The following is a 15,137-nucleotide window of genomic DNA, read 5'->3' on the forward strand; positions in this document are numbered from 1 at the left end:
ATGAGTGTCGTTGTCGAAGTAAAAGAAATTTTTTTTTTTTTTGCCTAGCTAAGCGCACAAAAAAACCACGATACAACTAAAAAAATGTGTTAAACACGTTTTTTAAGTAATTTTTACGCATTTTCTCAACAAGGAGTGTGGTTTAATACGCCCCCGCCCACACAGTTTACTACTCTGCCAAAATCAAACGAAAAAGGTAATTAAAATGAACAAGTTATTATTTAATTCTGTTGTCAACGGCTTTATTTTTCTATGTCCTGTTTCTAGTTATGCGCTTGATCAATGGGCATCAACACTACTGGATTATAGTAGTGAATATTCTTCGACTAGTTGGTCGGCACAACAAGTCTTAAAAGCGCCGAATACTAAAGTGTATGGTGACTCTACTGCAGCTTGGACACCTGCTTATCAGGATACAGGCAAAGAATTTGTAACAGTCGGTTTTAAAAGCTCTGTTTATGCGACAGGTGTAACGATTAGAGAAACCTACGGCTATGGGTTTGTTACGAGCATTGATGTGATAGATACTAAAAACGTCGTTCATACTGTTTGGTCAGGAATCGATAATAGTAAACCCGACCAAATTAACAATTTTAAGGTAACTTGGTCACCCACTTCCTACTTGGTAAAGGCTGTAAAAGTTCATATCAATACCGCGCTGCGTGGTGGTTGGGAAGAAATTGACGCAATACAACTGCATGGGATTGAAACGTTAAGAGGCAACATCGCACCTAGATTAGGAAACACAGCAGAACTGGTCTGTACCAACACCACGACGTCGCAAACGATAACAAAAACACTGAAAGGCACTGGTAGCAAGCCGGTTACTAATTGGGACTGTGAAAAAGCAGGATTAAAATTTAAAGCGGGTGATGAAGTCAGTATTCAAATTACTAGCACAGTCAGCCAATAAATTTAACTTTTTTCGAGCAAGAGTTAACGCCCAGGCAATGATTTGGGAGTTAACTCCTGCTCGGCTAAGACTGATACAAACTCATTGGCTTCGGCAATGATTTGCTCCATTGCGAGGATTAATTGGGAAATGTCGATACCTATCGCGATAAAATCATTTTGTAAACCGGCAATGGTTTTGGCGTTTAAATTATGTTTTAAAAACAAGACTTGATCTTTAAATGCTGCTAATACCGGCGCGATTTTCGCTTCGGCTTTGTGCATGGCTTTAATCAAACGGGTATAGTGTTGCTTGGCTATTTTTAATTGCTGTTTACTGGCATTGCGTAACGAGCGATTAGTATATTCGGCCAGTTCTTTTTCCCATTCGTTGAATAACGCCTCACTCACCTCTTCTATCGCTTTTATGCGGTTAGACACGGCTTCGGATTTAGCTCGGCAATATTGAAACTGGCGGTTTAATAAGTGATATTTATGCTCTAAGCTTTTATCGCTGACTAACGCTAGTGAATTAAATCCTGTTAATACGTGCTGAAACTCATCACGTGTTTCTTGAAAACCTTGGCAAGCCAGTTCTACTTGATTAACCACGATGGCACGTTTGTGCTCGCCTATAGATTCCTTGGCTTGGTAATAGACCATTTTTAAGCGCTTACCTAATAAACGTTTTAACCAAGTGAACGCATACGAATTAGCCATAAAATAACTCCGCGTTAATAAGTTTAATCAAAAAATGCGCATCTTGACAAAAGGTGGAGAAACACGGGTCAACAATACCTCGTTCGGTCAATTGCTCTAAAGAGTCGTTAGAATTAATTAGCGCAGACTTTACTAAAATCAGCTCGTCCGCGTGTAATTGCTGGGCTAACCAAGCGGCTAAACTGTCTGATGTGATAGCCCAACTGGCGTTAATCTTCGCGGCATTTAGTTCTGCCAATACCGGAGACCAAATCACAACCTTAGAAGGTTGCAATACAAGCTGAATATCGTTTACCGAATGCGCTAAAGCAAATTTAGGTTTTAAACCTTGAATCATTAACGCGATTTGTTGCATGGCAAGAATAGCCATTGCATGAGCCGTCACATCATCGAAGCCCCAGTCTTGTTGTAACTGCCTTACCACATCGGCGAATTGACCGCCGCCCGGCACGATAACAACCGGTTCAGCATAGTTATGCTCTATATGGTTTAAACACTTTAATAAGCGCCCAGTGCTAACTAAGCTGCCACCTAATTTAATCACTTTCACGTTACGGCGTAAGCTGGTTAAGTAAATTTAATAACGCTGATGCCTTATCAAAACACTCTTGATATTCATCATCTAAGATTGAATCATGAACAATACCGCCGCCAACCCAAAACCTGATGCTAGCGCTAGAATGAACTAAAGTGCGTATCGCTATATTAGTATCCATTACGCCATTAAAACCTATATAACCGATAGCGCCACAATACACCCCTCGCCTATGCGTTTCTAACTCTTCTATCACTTCCATCGATCTAAGTTTAGGTGCGCCAGTAATAGAGCCACCGGGAAAACAGCTTTTTAGCACATCGACGGCGTGAGTATTTTCTGCTAACTCACCTGTTACGGTACTGACTAAATGATGTACCGTCGCATACGATTCAATAGCAAACAAATGAGGGACTTTGATAGAACCTAATGCGCAAGTTTTACCTAAATCGTTGCGTAATAAATCGACAATCATTAGATTTTCAGCACGGTCTTTTGGGCTGTTTTGTAGCAGCGTAGCTTGTTCATCATCTTGAACAGGGTCGGCTTTTCTAGGTTTTGTACCTTTAATCGGTTTGGTTTCGACGGTGTTATCAGTGACTAATAAAAAACGCTCTGGCGATGAGCTTAATACTTGCACATCGGCTAAGTTTAAATAAGCGCTAAACGGGGCGGGATTTAATTTGCGTAATAAAGCGTAAGCTGACCAAGGATGGCCAGCGCAATCCGCTTCAAAGCGTTGCGTTAAGTTAACCTGATAGCAATCGCCTTCGGTTAAATAATGTTTAATACAATGAAACGCTTGGGCATAACTGGTTTTATCGAAATTACAGCGCACCTTTGACAATACGGTGAACGGCTTAGTGGCACAAGGCGTAAGCGTTTGACTAAAACGTGGCAGTAATTGCGCACGCCGCTCGCTGGTTAAACCATAATCTAACCAAAACGCTTTCTGTAGTTGGTGATCGACAATAATCGCCCATTGATAAATTCCCACTGCCATATCAGGAATGTGCTCAGCATCTAACGCAATGACGGGTAATTTTTCTAATCGCCGCGCTAAATCATAAGCAAAATAGCCAATAGCACCACCCGTGAAAGGTAAATCCGGTTGCTTAACAGATTGACTAGGCGACCATAAGGCAAGCTCTTGTTTAACTAGCGTAAACGGGTCATCTTCAGAGCATAAACAAAGCTCGCCACGTTTAATTTCGGTGTTATTGCCGCGCGTAACCAACGTCGCAACAGGTTCAGCGGCCATAATATCGTAGCGGCCTTGTTGACAGTCAGGATAACCACTATCAAGAAATACCGACCACTCATCATCGGCAAGTACAGCAAATAATGTTGAGCTATCAGCGCAGTAAGGCAATTCAGTTAAAAAAAATGTGGGTTCCGGCATTAAAACGGTGAGTTAAGAAAGATGATAACAGCAAAGATGTATACTTTGAGCGGTTAGGTTTTCAATAACAAGGTACGCATTGCGTACCCTACGATAAGTCGTGAAACGTATTGTAACATTAATTGCTTAGTGATGATGGCAACGAAAAGCTCGTGATAAAACAGGATGTTTTGTAGCCTTATCCAGGCGACTCATTTGTTATATGGTTGCGTTTGTAGCGCTAACCTGTTTTTGAACTTCAGCGGCAAACACAATCACTGTTCCGCAAGAAAGGGATTTTTTTCAGGTGTTGCACTTATGACACGAATCTGACGGACTTTAATGAGTTTGCCCCGCCCTATGCGATCAATGTCTTTGCAATACATACAAAATATGTATAGCATAAACGCATGAAAATAGAATTTGATTCCCGTAAGGCATCCGCCAACTTAAAAAAGCACGGCGTCAGTTTTGATGAGGCGGAAAGTTGCTTGCTCGACCCACTGGCGTTGGTTTACGAAGATACCAACGCCAAAGGCGAAAGTCGCTGGCAGTTGCTAGGCATGAGTAATCAAGCGCGACTGCTAGTTGTGGTATATATACCCTGCGCGGCGAATCAATCCGCTTAATTTCAGCCCGTAAACCCACCAACAGAGAGGTTAATTACTATGCGTGACGAATATGATTTCAGTAATGCCCAACGCGCCTACGAAGTGCCGCATCTAGCCAAGCTACAAGGGGAAAGCGGAAAAACCCGCATCACGATTTTTCTCGATACCGACATTTTTGACAGAGTTTCGCGCACGCGCTACGCAAACCGGCAAAGGCTACCAAACGCTTATCAATGAGGCGTTACGCGCGAGTTTGTCCGAGCAATCCACCCCGTTGACCGTAGAATTATTGAGACAAGTCTTGCACGAGGAACTGAAGTCGGTTGCATAAAACCGTGGATGAAGTGCGGGGCACGAATGGGGTCAGGCCTTACAATTTGCATCAAAATGGCCAAACAAACGAAGATGTCAGGTCAAATGTAAGGCCTGACCCCAGGATCGTTTTTTTGTCAGTCATATATTGAGTTTTTAGTTGTTAGGTAATAGTTATTTAAAATTTCTTTCGTAGGCTACCAACTTAAAACGGGACAATACCAAGCCGGGACAGGTTGTTTAGAGTGAAGGTGTCGGCAGCAGAGATACTGCCGCCAAGCCTACAGGGACGTATTTACGGCGTCCTTCACTCTGATAACGCCAGGGATGGCGTGTAGTAGGGCAACGCAGGAGCAGTTGCCGAATGACCTGTCCTGGCTTAAGTGGGTAGCCTCTTTCGTATTTAAATTATCGTCCAAACTAATTCAATTACAACTATTTTGCAGTAATTCATAGCATTTTAACCACACTCACCTGCCCCACTTCGCTGGCCAGCACCATTTCTAATACCGCCATGCCCTCCTCTGGCTCTATCGAAGCTAAACCTAACTCGGTCATTTTTTGCTGATAGTCGTGACTGCTAACAATACCGACGCTGCCCCAATAACCCCAGTTAATGACTTTTATTGGATAAGGCACTTGTTTAGCTAGTGCTTGCGCAAAACTATCGGTAAAGACCGTACCGGCTGCGTAATTGCTTTGGCCAGGGACTTTCTCAAAAGCAATCGCTGACGAGAAAAACACCATAAAATCCAATGCTAATTCCCCGAAGACGCGCGCCATGTTGACAGCCGTATTCACTTTAGCCGATAACGCGGCACGGAAATCGCTTTCACTCATATTGGCTACGCTTTGGTCTTTTAACACAATAGCCGAATGAATAACGCCATTGATTTGACCGTGTTGCGCGATGATATGTTGATAGGCATCTTGTAGCGCTGATAACTCACTAGCATCGGCTTGTAAGTAACTAGGGGCTGTGCCAAATTGGGCTAACTGCTCAATCTTTTGTTGTATGTCATTATCAACCGGACGGCGACCTAACCAGATAACACGTGCTTGATACTGTTTAATTAAATACTCTGTTAGCACATTACCTAAACCACCCGCACCGCCGATGACCACATACACCGCTTGTGAACGGAAAATTGAACCGGATGACGAAGGCGGTATCGCAGGCAATAGCACCTGTTGATACCATTCACCACCACGATAAGCCCAAACATCGCCGCGAGTATGGGCTGGTAAACTCAGCATTTGCTGCCAAGGCCACACACTGTGCGCCATATCCAATACGCGAACCTGCCAATGCGGATATTCCTTGGCTAACGAGCCTAGCAAACCGTGCATGGCGGCATGAGCCGGTTGAACACCATCGTTAACACGCACGGCTTGGGCATTAACGGTAATAACGGTTAGCGCTAATTCGATTACGGCATAGCCGTGTGCTAATAACTGTTTTATCAGTTTAAACAACGTGATAACGCCGGTTTCTTGCGCCGTAATTAAGTCATTGTCATTATTTTGGGCAAAATAAATGATGCTCTGTTGCCCTGATTGAACCTGATAATCACGGTCATTCGTATAGTGCGCTTGGGGTAATAGCACTTGTAACTGCTGTTGTTGCGCTGAAGTTGCATTTAACACAACGGTGCGTTGGCTTTGATGAATGAATTTACGCTCACCAAAATCAATGCTATCCCAAACCGGTATAGACCAGCGTAAAACAGCCTCGGCTTTTTTTGCTTGAGTCGTTGGGTTTAAGGTTCTAGCAGTTAATCCCGTCAAACGCGCGCAGACTTGACCTTGTTCGTCACATAACGTTATATCGGTCTTAACTAGGCCAGATTTTTGAGCGGCTTTATTCGGCTGTATCCATGCCCACATTTTAGCCTTACACGGGGCTAACAAGTCTAAACGGGTTAATGCAAACGGAATCGCCGGAGTTTCTAACTTATTTTCATCAGCTAACACATAAGCTATCGTCGCTTGTAGCGCTGAATCGGCTAAGCTTGGGTGTAATCCATAATCATTTAAGGTTTCACTCACCTCATTAGGTAAGCGTAATTCTGCTAAGCAATCCTCACCTAAACGTTTTACCGACACTAACCCTTGTTGCGCTGGCCCGTATTCAATACCGATACGTGCATAAGCTTGATAACATTGCTCAGCGCTATATTCGGCATCACCTATGCTGTGAAGCACAGCCATCGGTATTTGGTCGTGGCTTAGCGCAACGGTTTTAGCTAGGCCTTGGCAACATAACACCGCTTGCTCTTGCTCGATTAATTTTATCTCGAACAAAATGCTATCAGGCGTTTGTACAGATAATTCAATAACAACAGTTTTAGCAGCGGCAACGATGATGGGTTGTAGCCAGGTAATATCGGTTAACGTTACCGTCAGTGACGGAGATGCAGGCAGCGATGCTAGCAACGCCGCCCGCGCCATTTCTAAATACGCGACGCCAGGCAGATAGGCTTGACCATTGACGCGATGATGGTTAAGAAAAAACTCATCGCCGTTAAAAACCGACTTAAACGCTTGCCGTTCAAACGTAGAAATATTGTGTTGCACTAAAGGGTGTAGCCATGCGGGGCCTGAGTTTTCTACCAAGGCTTTAGGCGTACGCCAATGCCGCTCGTCAGCAAAAGGATAGCCCGGTAAGCGTATGGGTTTGGGTTTGTGGTGTTGATAAAACTGCCGCCAATCAATGTTTAAGCCTTTCACCCATAATGCTAATAATTTTGCATAACGCCGTTCGATAAACCATTTACTTAGCGTCGCTTGTAAATCCGCATCGTGTTCAAATGCGTTAACAATGTCGTGGTCTAGGCTTATTTCACCTAAATAACAACCGACGGGTAACGGCTTTTGTTCTTTAAAATGGGCGATAAAATCGGTTAATACTGCGTTTAGCTCAGTTAACGAATGCACGCTAACCGCCAAACGGTGTGTCATGGCGACCCTACCCACTTGTAACGTATAAGCCAGTTGGGTTAAATCAACAGCGTGGTCTTGCATAAACGCTAGTAACTGCTGGGCTTGCGCACATAAACGGTCAGCGGTTTTGGCTGATAACACGATGATATGCTCACTAGGGTTAGCAACCGCATAATCCTCTAGCCTTTCATCAATATATTCCTCAACAATCACATGCGCATTGGCCCCACCCGCACCAAACGATGAAATACCGGCCAGACGTGGATAGGTTTTGCCATTGATTACCGGCCTCTCCCACGGCGTTAATACCCTGTTAACTTTAAACGGCGTTTGTTCAAAGCGTATCGCTGGATTGAGTTCATCAGCATGTAATGAAGGCGCTATAAAACCATGTTGCATTTGTAATAACACTTTCGTTAAACCGGCAATGCCCGCTGCGCTCTCACAATGACCTATATTGGATTTTGCCGAGCCTATGGCACAAAATTGCGTGTCATCAGTATAGTCAGCAAAAGCTTGGCTTAAGCCTGCGATTTCAATCGGGTCACCTAATGCCGTACCCGTACCATGCGCTTCGATATACGACAACGTTCTGGCATCTATGTTGGCTAGGCGTAAAGTATCGGCAATTAATGCGGCTTGGGCGCGGGGATTTGGCACGGTATAACCATTCGTTTTACCCCCCGCATTGACCCTGGCGGCTTTGATGACACCATAAATCCTATCGTTATCACGTAGTGCTTGGGCTAGTGGTTTTAGTAACACAACACCGACACCTTCGCCATCGACAATGCCATCGGCACCGGCACCAAACGATTTGCAACAATCGCCTGACGATAATACCGTTAATGCTGATAAACGCTGATATTGCACAGGGTTGACGATTAAATTAACCCCACCCGCTAAGGCACACTCGCTGCTACCACTGTATAAACTATCTAAGGCCAGTTGTAATGCTGTCAGTGAGGATGAGCACGCCGTATCTATCGCTAAGCTAGGACCATAAAAATCCAAGCTATACGAAACCCGATTAGCAATTGATGCATGGGCGGCTAATACATCATAACCACTGTTCATGACGCCTACGAACACGCCGATTTTACGCGCAGAGGTTGTGCTAATCGTGTTCGGCGTATAACCCGCATCTTCTAAACAGTGGTAACACGCTTGTAAAAAGAGTCGTTCTTGCGGGTCCATTAACTCGGCTTCACGCGGCGAAATATTAAAAAACTCTGCATCGAAGTTTTCTATAGCCTCGATAAAACCGCCCCATTTAGAATAAATAAAACCCTCACGGCCTTTTTCTGCCGCATAAAATTTACGCCAATCCCAGCGCTGTGCGGGAATCTCACGTATACAATGCTTGCCTTGTGCTAGATTTTGCCAAAACTGTTCCAGGGTTTCAGCTTCGGGATAACGTCCAGCTAAGCCAATCACAGCAATATCAGGCGGTGTTTGATTGCTTACGGTGTGGGTTGAAGCTAGTCTTGTATTAGAGGGTTGAGCTGGCTTAGCGGTATTAGTTTTTAACGGAGTTTTAACGTCAACCTCAGGTTCTAACCGGAGTAACACGCGCATATCGGCGGTACGCTGTTTAATTAAATGCTCCGCTAATGCATTTAGGCTACGGTATTCAAAAAATAGCGTAGTGCTAATACCGGTTAACTGTTTGCCCAAAGCCGTACTCAGTTGTATGACCAAAATCGAATCAATGCCGTAAGCTTCCAACTCTTTGGCGGGGTCTAGTCTGGCAACGGGAATTTTTAATGTATCGCTAAGCAGATTTCTCAAAAACAAGACTGTCGCGTCGAACAAACTTGAATCTGAGGTTATCCGACTGTTTTGCATAGGCGGCTCTAAGACGACTGGCTTAGCAACAGTTGTTTTTGTAGTTGAACGCCTTACCACGCCATCGCTTTGTGCAATAATGATTTGATTGCCCAAGGCATGAGCGTGCTCGACTGGCGTTAAACAACGGTAGAAACCCACTTCAGCTAAGCGTTTAAGCCAAGAGGCTGTGCTTAATGCAGGGCTTCCGGGTAGCCGCAGCTCAGCATCTTCGGCTAACCACCAACCTTTTAGCAAACCAAAGCTTAAATGACCGGAAACCGGGTTAACACTCATTTCATTCAGTATTAACACACCTTGTCCGGTTAATAACGCTTTAACATGCGCTAATGTCGTGCGGATTTGACGCGTGGCATGTAGCACATTGGTGGCAATAATTAAACCATATTGACGGGTTAAGCCTTGGCTATCGGGCATTGCTTCAACATCAAATAACGCTGTGTTAAACCAAGGTCGTCCGCTGCTGTAATGGTTAATACCGTGGTTTAAAAACGCTTCGGAAACATCGGTGTAACAATATTCAGCAATAAAAGGCTGAAATTCGGATAATACCGGCAATACTTTTGCGGTAGTACCACCAGTACCGGCACCGACTTCAAGTATTCTAACGGGCTTAATGGTAGTGTGTTGTTGAGCTAAATACTGCGTCATAAACTCACGCACCGCTACAGCGACAACGTGATTAAAATAATCCGCGATAGGATTCGCTTGGTAAATCGTTTCTACCAATGCCATAGAGCCGCCGGGGAACATCACAGACGTCGCGGCTTGCTGACCGGCTAAAATGGCCGGTAACGCTTCCAGCATAGGCTGGACTAGGTCTAACATCGGCTTTAATAGCGGATTGGCAAGCCAAGTAGAGCGATTGGCTTGCCAGTCATGCCAAGGGTTATCGCAATAATCCTCAGGTACGAGATAATTAAAACGCCCCAACACTCTCAATCAGCCCTACTCGCGCTAACAGCGCGAAACTTTCAGCAAACCATTTATCGTATAACGCCAACCAATTAAGCTCTTGTTTTAACTCGTTTAAATTAAATACCTGACCTGGCTTTAAACCAAAACGAACCAACTGAGCCAATAATAATCGGGCTAATAACGCTTCACTAGCAGGAATCGGCTCAGCGGCATTTAAGACGTCTGAGGTAATAGCAAACGAGTGCGCTTGTAGCCGTTGTGCTAACGCGTTTAAATCAACGACGCCAAGTTCATGGCTTGCAGTTAAACTCCAAGTGAGGTCAAAATTCGGTAACACACCGGTATTTTCTGTCACTAGCATAGCTAACTGTGGCAGCGGTGCAGCGAGTAACTGATTTAAGCCTGCCATGCCTTGTTCAGGCGTAATCGAACCTAAGCCTACCCGTTGCATACGCCGCCGATATTCCTCTGACGCCACAACACCTACCGTACCCCAGTAGCCCCAGTTCATGATTTTGACCGGATAAGGTTTTTGCTGAGCTAAGCTTAACGCGAATGCATCTTTAAAACGTCGAGCCTGCGGCGTAATTGCTTTGGCCTGCGGCTTTGCCAAACGCGATAATTGATGAAAAAAACAGCATAAAATCCAAGTTTCCGTCACCGAATACTTCAGCCAGATTCACGCTAGTATCGACTTTGGCGCTTAACCCAGCGATAAACTGTGGCTCAGTCATGCTAGCAATGCTTTGGTCTTGTAACACTATCGCCGAATGCACCACGCCATGGATGTCAGGATAACGGCTTTTGATTAACTGATAAGCATTGATTAACGAAGTTTTATCCGTCGCATCGGCAGCAATATACCAAGGCGGAATGTCATAATGCGCAAATTCAGCAAGCTTGGTATTAATCTCAGCCGTTAACGGTTTACGTCCTAACCAGACCACACGCGCTTGATAGGTTTCAATGACATAGCGGCTCCATGCCATGCCTATACCCCCAGCGCCGCCTAAAACCACATACACACCGCGCTGTTTATACCAAGATTTGCCAAGTATTTGCGAGCTTGAGCTTAACCACGGCCTTAAAACTAATTGCCACCACTGGCTATCGCGATACGCTAATACTTCACCCGCAGGTAATTCAGTCAACGCGAATAAATCTTGGTTTAACTGCGCCGCATCATCAACATCCAATAATCGCAAACGCCAGTTTGGTAATTCTTTAGCTAAACTGCCGATAAAACCGTGAACTGAAGCATGGCTAGGCTGAATGGCAAAACCCGGCACGCTAGCACAGTTTTCCGTTATCAAGGTCCAGATTAACGGTTGTGCAGCAAACCCTAAACTTAACAAAGCTTTGCTTAAATGAAACAGTTGTAACACACTAGCTTGCGGCATCTCATCTGGGCTATTCACAGGAAACCATAACAGATGCTGGATAGGCCTACCGCTTAATAGCTCGCTAACCTGTTCAAAACTAGCCTGTTTAGGCAAGTTAATCGCTTGTAACGATGGATACCAGGTCTGCAATTGAGCCAACTGCTCTGGCGTAGCATTAATGACGACATCGGGTGTGGGAAGCGTTTGTCTTAATAACTCAGCATTGAGTAACGGTTGCCAAACTGGGGCGATAAGATATTCTTGCTGCCTGGACGGTGCCTCTGAGTTATTGCGTGTCAACACCTGTAACGGCCTAGCATTAAAACCGTTTAAACGGGCGCAAACCGAGCCATCTTCCGAGCAAATCTCAATATCAAATTTAATGCCCGCTAAGCTTTGCGTTTTCGATAACCAACACCACAGCGAAGCCTGCAAAGGCTTAAACCATTGGCAGTGCTCTACCGTAAAAGGCAATACGGTTTCTGCACTGTCATCAGCAGCCGCTAAGCTAAAACCTATCGTGGCTTGTAGTACGCTGTCTAGTAAACTTGGATGCCAATGATACTGGCTAAACGACGCCTGCAATGTCTCTGGTAACACAATATGTGCTAATACGTTTTCGCGATTGCAATACAGCGTTTTTAGCGCGGACATATCAACACCATGAACAATACCAGCTTGCCTGAAGCGTTTATAGCATCGCTCAACCGGCACCATAAATTCCGCCATGCGTTCGCGTAATTGCGTTAACGCTAAGCTTTTAAGTTCAACTGTCGTCAGCAAAGACGCTAACCCTTGGCTATAACACTCTGTCTCGCCTGTGTCGGTTAAACCTTCCACGGTAAAACGAAAGCGCTGAGCCGTATCAGGTGTTAAGCGAGTAAAAATCCGTAAGCCATTATTTTTTAACACCAGCGGTTTTAACCAAGCAACATTGTGTAACTCAAGCGCGATAAACGATGATGATTGAGCTAAGCCATTGATTAATGCTGCAATCGCTAATTCTAAATGCGCAACGCCGGGTAAAACTTTAACGCCGTGTACGCAATGCCCGGCTAAATAAAATTCCTCACCGGTAAAATCGCTTTGATAACATAAGCCATTAATAGTTGAGCAATTTTTATGCAGCAATGGGTGTAAATAATCAATCGTGCTAACAGGCTTAGCCGTTGCCCAATAAGCTTCTTCGGCAAATTGATACACCGGCGCATGAATACGCTTAGGTTTTACTTCGCCATACCAGCAAGGCCAAGCACGTAATCGACCTTCTACCCAAACCTGCGCAATTTCAGTTAATGCCGCTTGTGCCGGCAAATCCGTTAACACCGGATGCTCAGATACAACAGCAGAATAGATGCCGGTTAAGATTTCACCTTGGCTAAACGCGATGAGTTGTTGTTGTAAGTGCGTTAAATTTGTACAGACAAAAGCCGCGCGTTCAACCATAGCCTCGCGCCCTATCTGTAGAGTGTAGGCTAAGTCAGCTAAATCTATTGATTGGGTTATGCGAAGAAAATCGGCTAGTTTTTGCGCATAAGCACGCAAGCTTTCTGGGGTTTTGGCTGAAATAGGTATCAGATATTCTGTCAGCGCTTTATTCACTACCGATTCTGCAATAAACTCGCTAACGACAAGATGCACATTAGTCCCGCTATGACCGAATGAGCTTAATGCCGCCACTAACAACGAATTATCACCCGACGGCTGCCAAGCTTGGGTTTCTGTAGTTAGATAAAATGGCGAACCCGCCAATTCTATCAATGGATTGAGTTGCTCAAAATGTAACAGCTTAGGTAAGACTCGGTGTTGCATAGACAACACCAATTTAATCAAACCTATCACCGCTGCGCTTGCTGAGGTGTGACCAATATGCGCTTTGGCACTGCCTAGCGCACAAAACGCTTGTTTATCGGTAAACTGACGAAATGCGCGCACCAAGGCATTCGCTTCAACCGGGTCGCCTAGTGTCGTGCCTGTGCCATGTGCTTCGATGTAACTAATCGTTTCTGGATTGATATGATGGCGTTGATAAAGCTGCTCAATTAATGCCGCTTGCGCTTGCCCATTGGGAGCGGTAATGCCGTTGCTAGTGCCATCTTGGTTAATACCTGAAGCGGTAATGACCGCATAAATCGGGTCTTGGTCAGCTAGCGCATCTGCTAAGCGTTTTAATACAACAATCCCTACACCTTCAGAGAATACCGTACCGTCTGCGTTGGCATCAAAGCTGCGGCAACGCGCATTAGCCGCAACCATGCCTATGCGGGTTAAACTATTCAACATGTGTTGATCGAGCATCGCAAATACACCACCAGCCAATGCTAAATCCGATTCACCTATCGCAAGGCTTTGACAAGCACTATGAATCGCAACACCCGAAGACGAGCAACCGGTATTAATGACTAAGGCCGGGCCTTTTAAATTTAAAAAATAGGCTAAGCGAGAGGCAATAATCGCTTCCGATGAGCCGGTAAACGAATCATGAAAATAAGCTACCGGCTCTGCGCCGATAAATACACCGGTCGCTGTATTGGCTAAACGCTTAGGATTAATACCAGCATCTTCTAACGCTTTCCAACCTTCTTGTAACACTAAGCGTTGATGCGGATGCATGGCTTCGGCTTCCTTAGGAGGAATATTAAAAAACCAAGCATCAAAACACGCTCTTTTCGCTAAATAACCGCCTTGCGTTAATGCGCCTGGCTTGGGCGCTTCCGTTTGATAGCACTTAGGCAACTCAGCAATGGCATCAACGCCAGTCACTAAATTACGCCAAAATTGTTCGGTATTTTCAGCGCCTGGAAATTGTCCTGATAAGCCGATAATGGCGATTTGCGCGGTATTAACAGGCTGCGCACTCATCGGTTGCTGTTCACTTTCTTGCTCAGTGATTTCAACCGGCTTTAGTGCTGTCAATAAAGCCTCAGCCTGCGCTCGATTTATTTCACCTTTGCGCAGTTGCTCAATAATCGCATTAAATTCGGCGTAACTCATAGAATAATCCTGTCAATATTGCTGATTCGTTACTTACAGTAAGCACTTCTGTTCTTGTCTTAGATTACCATTTTTTTAGTTGAGATTAAGCACATAGCGCGTATGTTTACGCTCCCCATGCCTTAGCAACACCCCTTTTCCAACTAAATCCTGTAAATCGCGAGTGGCGGTGGCTCTAGGCGCACCGGTAATACCAATGTATTTTTCTGCACTCAAACCACCGATAAATCCGTCCGGGCCTGCGCAAAACAACTTAGCCAACACTTTTTTCTTGGCGTAGGTTTAGCTGCCCGCGTAAACGGTCATAGAGTTTGGCTTTACTAATTAAAAACTCAATCCAAGTGGCCGTAAAATTTTGGGCATTTAATACCAAGTCTGCAAAATAAATCAGCCAAGGCGTTATTTCATTGTGCCGGTTAGCTTGTTCAAGCGCGCTATAGTAGGCTTTTTTGTTGCGCTCAATCGTGTAGGCAATCGCGATTAGCGTCGGTTTGCCCTAGACATTTGAGCCAGGGCTTTTTCGGCCAGCGCCCGACCGATTCGGCCATTGCCGTCCTCAAAAGGATGAATACTGACAAAATAAAGATGGGCAATACCGGCAC

General features: G+C 44.9%; 11 protein-coding genes. 3 read left to right on the top strand and 8 right to left on the bottom strand.

Translation table 11 applies throughout. From position 1 onward, the window contains the following. The first annotated feature begins 205 nt into the window (after positions 1-205). Positions 206-913 (top strand): hypothetical protein, encoded by a 708-nt coding sequence (locus VZ94_RS06960; protein WP_045778681.1) that lies wholly within the window; start codon positions 206-208, stop codon positions 911-913. Between the two features lie 23 nt (positions 914-936). Here VZ94_RS06960 and VZ94_RS06965 read toward each other — a convergent pair whose 3' ends face one another. Genes VZ94_RS06965 through pabB form a run of 3 tightly spaced genes read right to left on the bottom strand, consistent with a single transcriptional unit; the run spans position 937 to position 3,548 of the window. Beyond that, positions 937-1,611, bottom strand: coding sequence for a DUF2959 family protein (locus VZ94_RS06965; protein ID WP_045778682.1), 675 nt, complete (start codon positions 1,609-1,611; stop codon positions 937-939). Next, the gene (locus VZ94_RS06970; RefSeq protein WP_045778683.1) at positions 1,604-2,161 is read right to left on the bottom strand and encodes an amino acid kinase family protein; all 558 of its coding nucleotides are present in this window, start codon (positions 2,159-2,161) and stop codon (positions 1,604-1,606) included. The genes VZ94_RS06965 and VZ94_RS06970 overlap by 8 nt, the downstream gene beginning before the upstream one ends. Position 2,162: 1 nt before the next feature. Then, complete coding sequence (gene pabB, locus VZ94_RS06975) at positions 2,163-3,548, bottom strand: aminodeoxychorismate synthase component I (RefSeq protein WP_045778684.1); 1,386 nt, start codon at positions 3,546-3,548, stop codon at positions 2,163-2,165. A gap of 389 nt (positions 3,549-3,937) precedes the next feature. Between pabB and VZ94_RS06980 the strand changes: the two genes are divergently transcribed. Both VZ94_RS06980 and VZ94_RS06985 read left to right on the top strand, forming a co-directional pair. Continuing rightward, positions 3,938-4,156 (top strand): BrnT family toxin, encoded by a 219-nt coding sequence (locus tag VZ94_RS06980; protein ID WP_204369072.1) that lies wholly within the window; start codon positions 3,938-3,940, stop codon positions 4,154-4,156. Between the two features lie 39 nt (positions 4,157-4,195). Beyond that, positions 4,196-4,375, top strand: a complete 180-nt coding sequence (locus tag VZ94_RS06985; protein ID WP_204369073.1) for a hypothetical protein — start codon at positions 4,196-4,198, stop codon at positions 4,373-4,375. Between the two features lie 525 nt (positions 4,376-4,900). On the opposite strand, the gene VZ94_RS22415 is transcribed toward VZ94_RS06985, so the two are convergent. From VZ94_RS22415 to VZ94_RS30370, 5 genes are all read right to left on the bottom strand, one after another. Continuing rightward, positions 4,901-10,177, bottom strand: coding sequence for a type I polyketide synthase (locus VZ94_RS22415; protein ID WP_131655490.1), 5,277 nt, complete (start codon positions 10,175-10,177; stop codon positions 4,901-4,903). Further along, positions 10,161-10,772 carry a hypothetical protein gene (locus tag VZ94_RS22420; RefSeq protein WP_052700292.1) on the bottom strand — a complete coding sequence of 204 codons (612 nt, stop codon included), beginning with the start codon at positions 10,770-10,772 and terminating at the stop codon, positions 10,161-10,163. The genes VZ94_RS22415 and VZ94_RS22420 overlap by 17 nt, the downstream gene beginning before the upstream one ends. Further along, positions 10,723-14,535 (bottom strand): type I polyketide synthase, encoded by a 3,813-nt coding sequence (locus VZ94_RS22425; protein WP_052700293.1) that lies wholly within the window; start codon positions 14,533-14,535, stop codon positions 10,723-10,725. Before VZ94_RS22425 ends, VZ94_RS22420 begins: the two co-directional genes overlap by 50 nt. 75 nt (positions 14,536-14,610) lie before the next feature. Continuing rightward, positions 14,611-14,799 (bottom strand): hypothetical protein, encoded by a 189-nt coding sequence (locus VZ94_RS28280; RefSeq protein WP_045778685.1) that lies wholly within the window; start codon positions 14,797-14,799, stop codon positions 14,611-14,613. A gap of 216 nt (positions 14,800-15,015) precedes the next feature. Next, positions 15,016-15,129, bottom strand: a complete 114-nt coding sequence (locus VZ94_RS30370; RefSeq protein WP_275575160.1) for a Fic family protein — start codon at positions 15,127-15,129, stop codon at positions 15,016-15,018. Positions 15,130-15,137 lie beyond the last annotated feature (8 nt).

Source organism: Methylocucumis oryzae (genome assembly GCF_000963695.1).
Taxonomy (GTDB): Bacteria; Pseudomonadota; Gammaproteobacteria; order Methylococcales; family Methylomonadaceae; genus Methylovulum; species Methylovulum oryzae.

Excerpts from the sequence above, each read along its gene's own strand:
- VZ94_RS06960 (WP_045778681.1), top strand. The coding sequence starts at position 206 with ATGAACAAGTTATTATTTAATTCTGTTGTCAACGGCTTTATTTTTCTA.
- VZ94_RS06965 (WP_045778682.1), bottom strand. The coding sequence starts at position 1,611 with ATGGCTAATTCGTATGCGTTCACTTGGTTAAAACGTTTATTAGGTAAG.
- pabB (WP_045778684.1), bottom strand. The coding sequence starts at position 3,548 with ATGCCGGAACCCACATTTTTTTTAACTGAATTGCCTTACTGCGCTGAT.
- VZ94_RS06980 (WP_204369072.1), top strand. The coding sequence starts at position 3,938 with ATGAAAATAGAATTTGATTCCCGTAAGGCATCCGCCAACTTAAAAAAG.
- VZ94_RS06985 (WP_204369073.1), top strand. The coding sequence starts at position 4,196 with ATGCGTGACGAATATGATTTCAGTAATGCCCAACGCGCCTACGAAGTG.
- VZ94_RS22425 (WP_052700293.1), bottom strand. The coding sequence starts at position 14,535 with ATGAGTTACGCCGAATTTAATGCGATTATTGAGCAACTGCGCAAAGGT.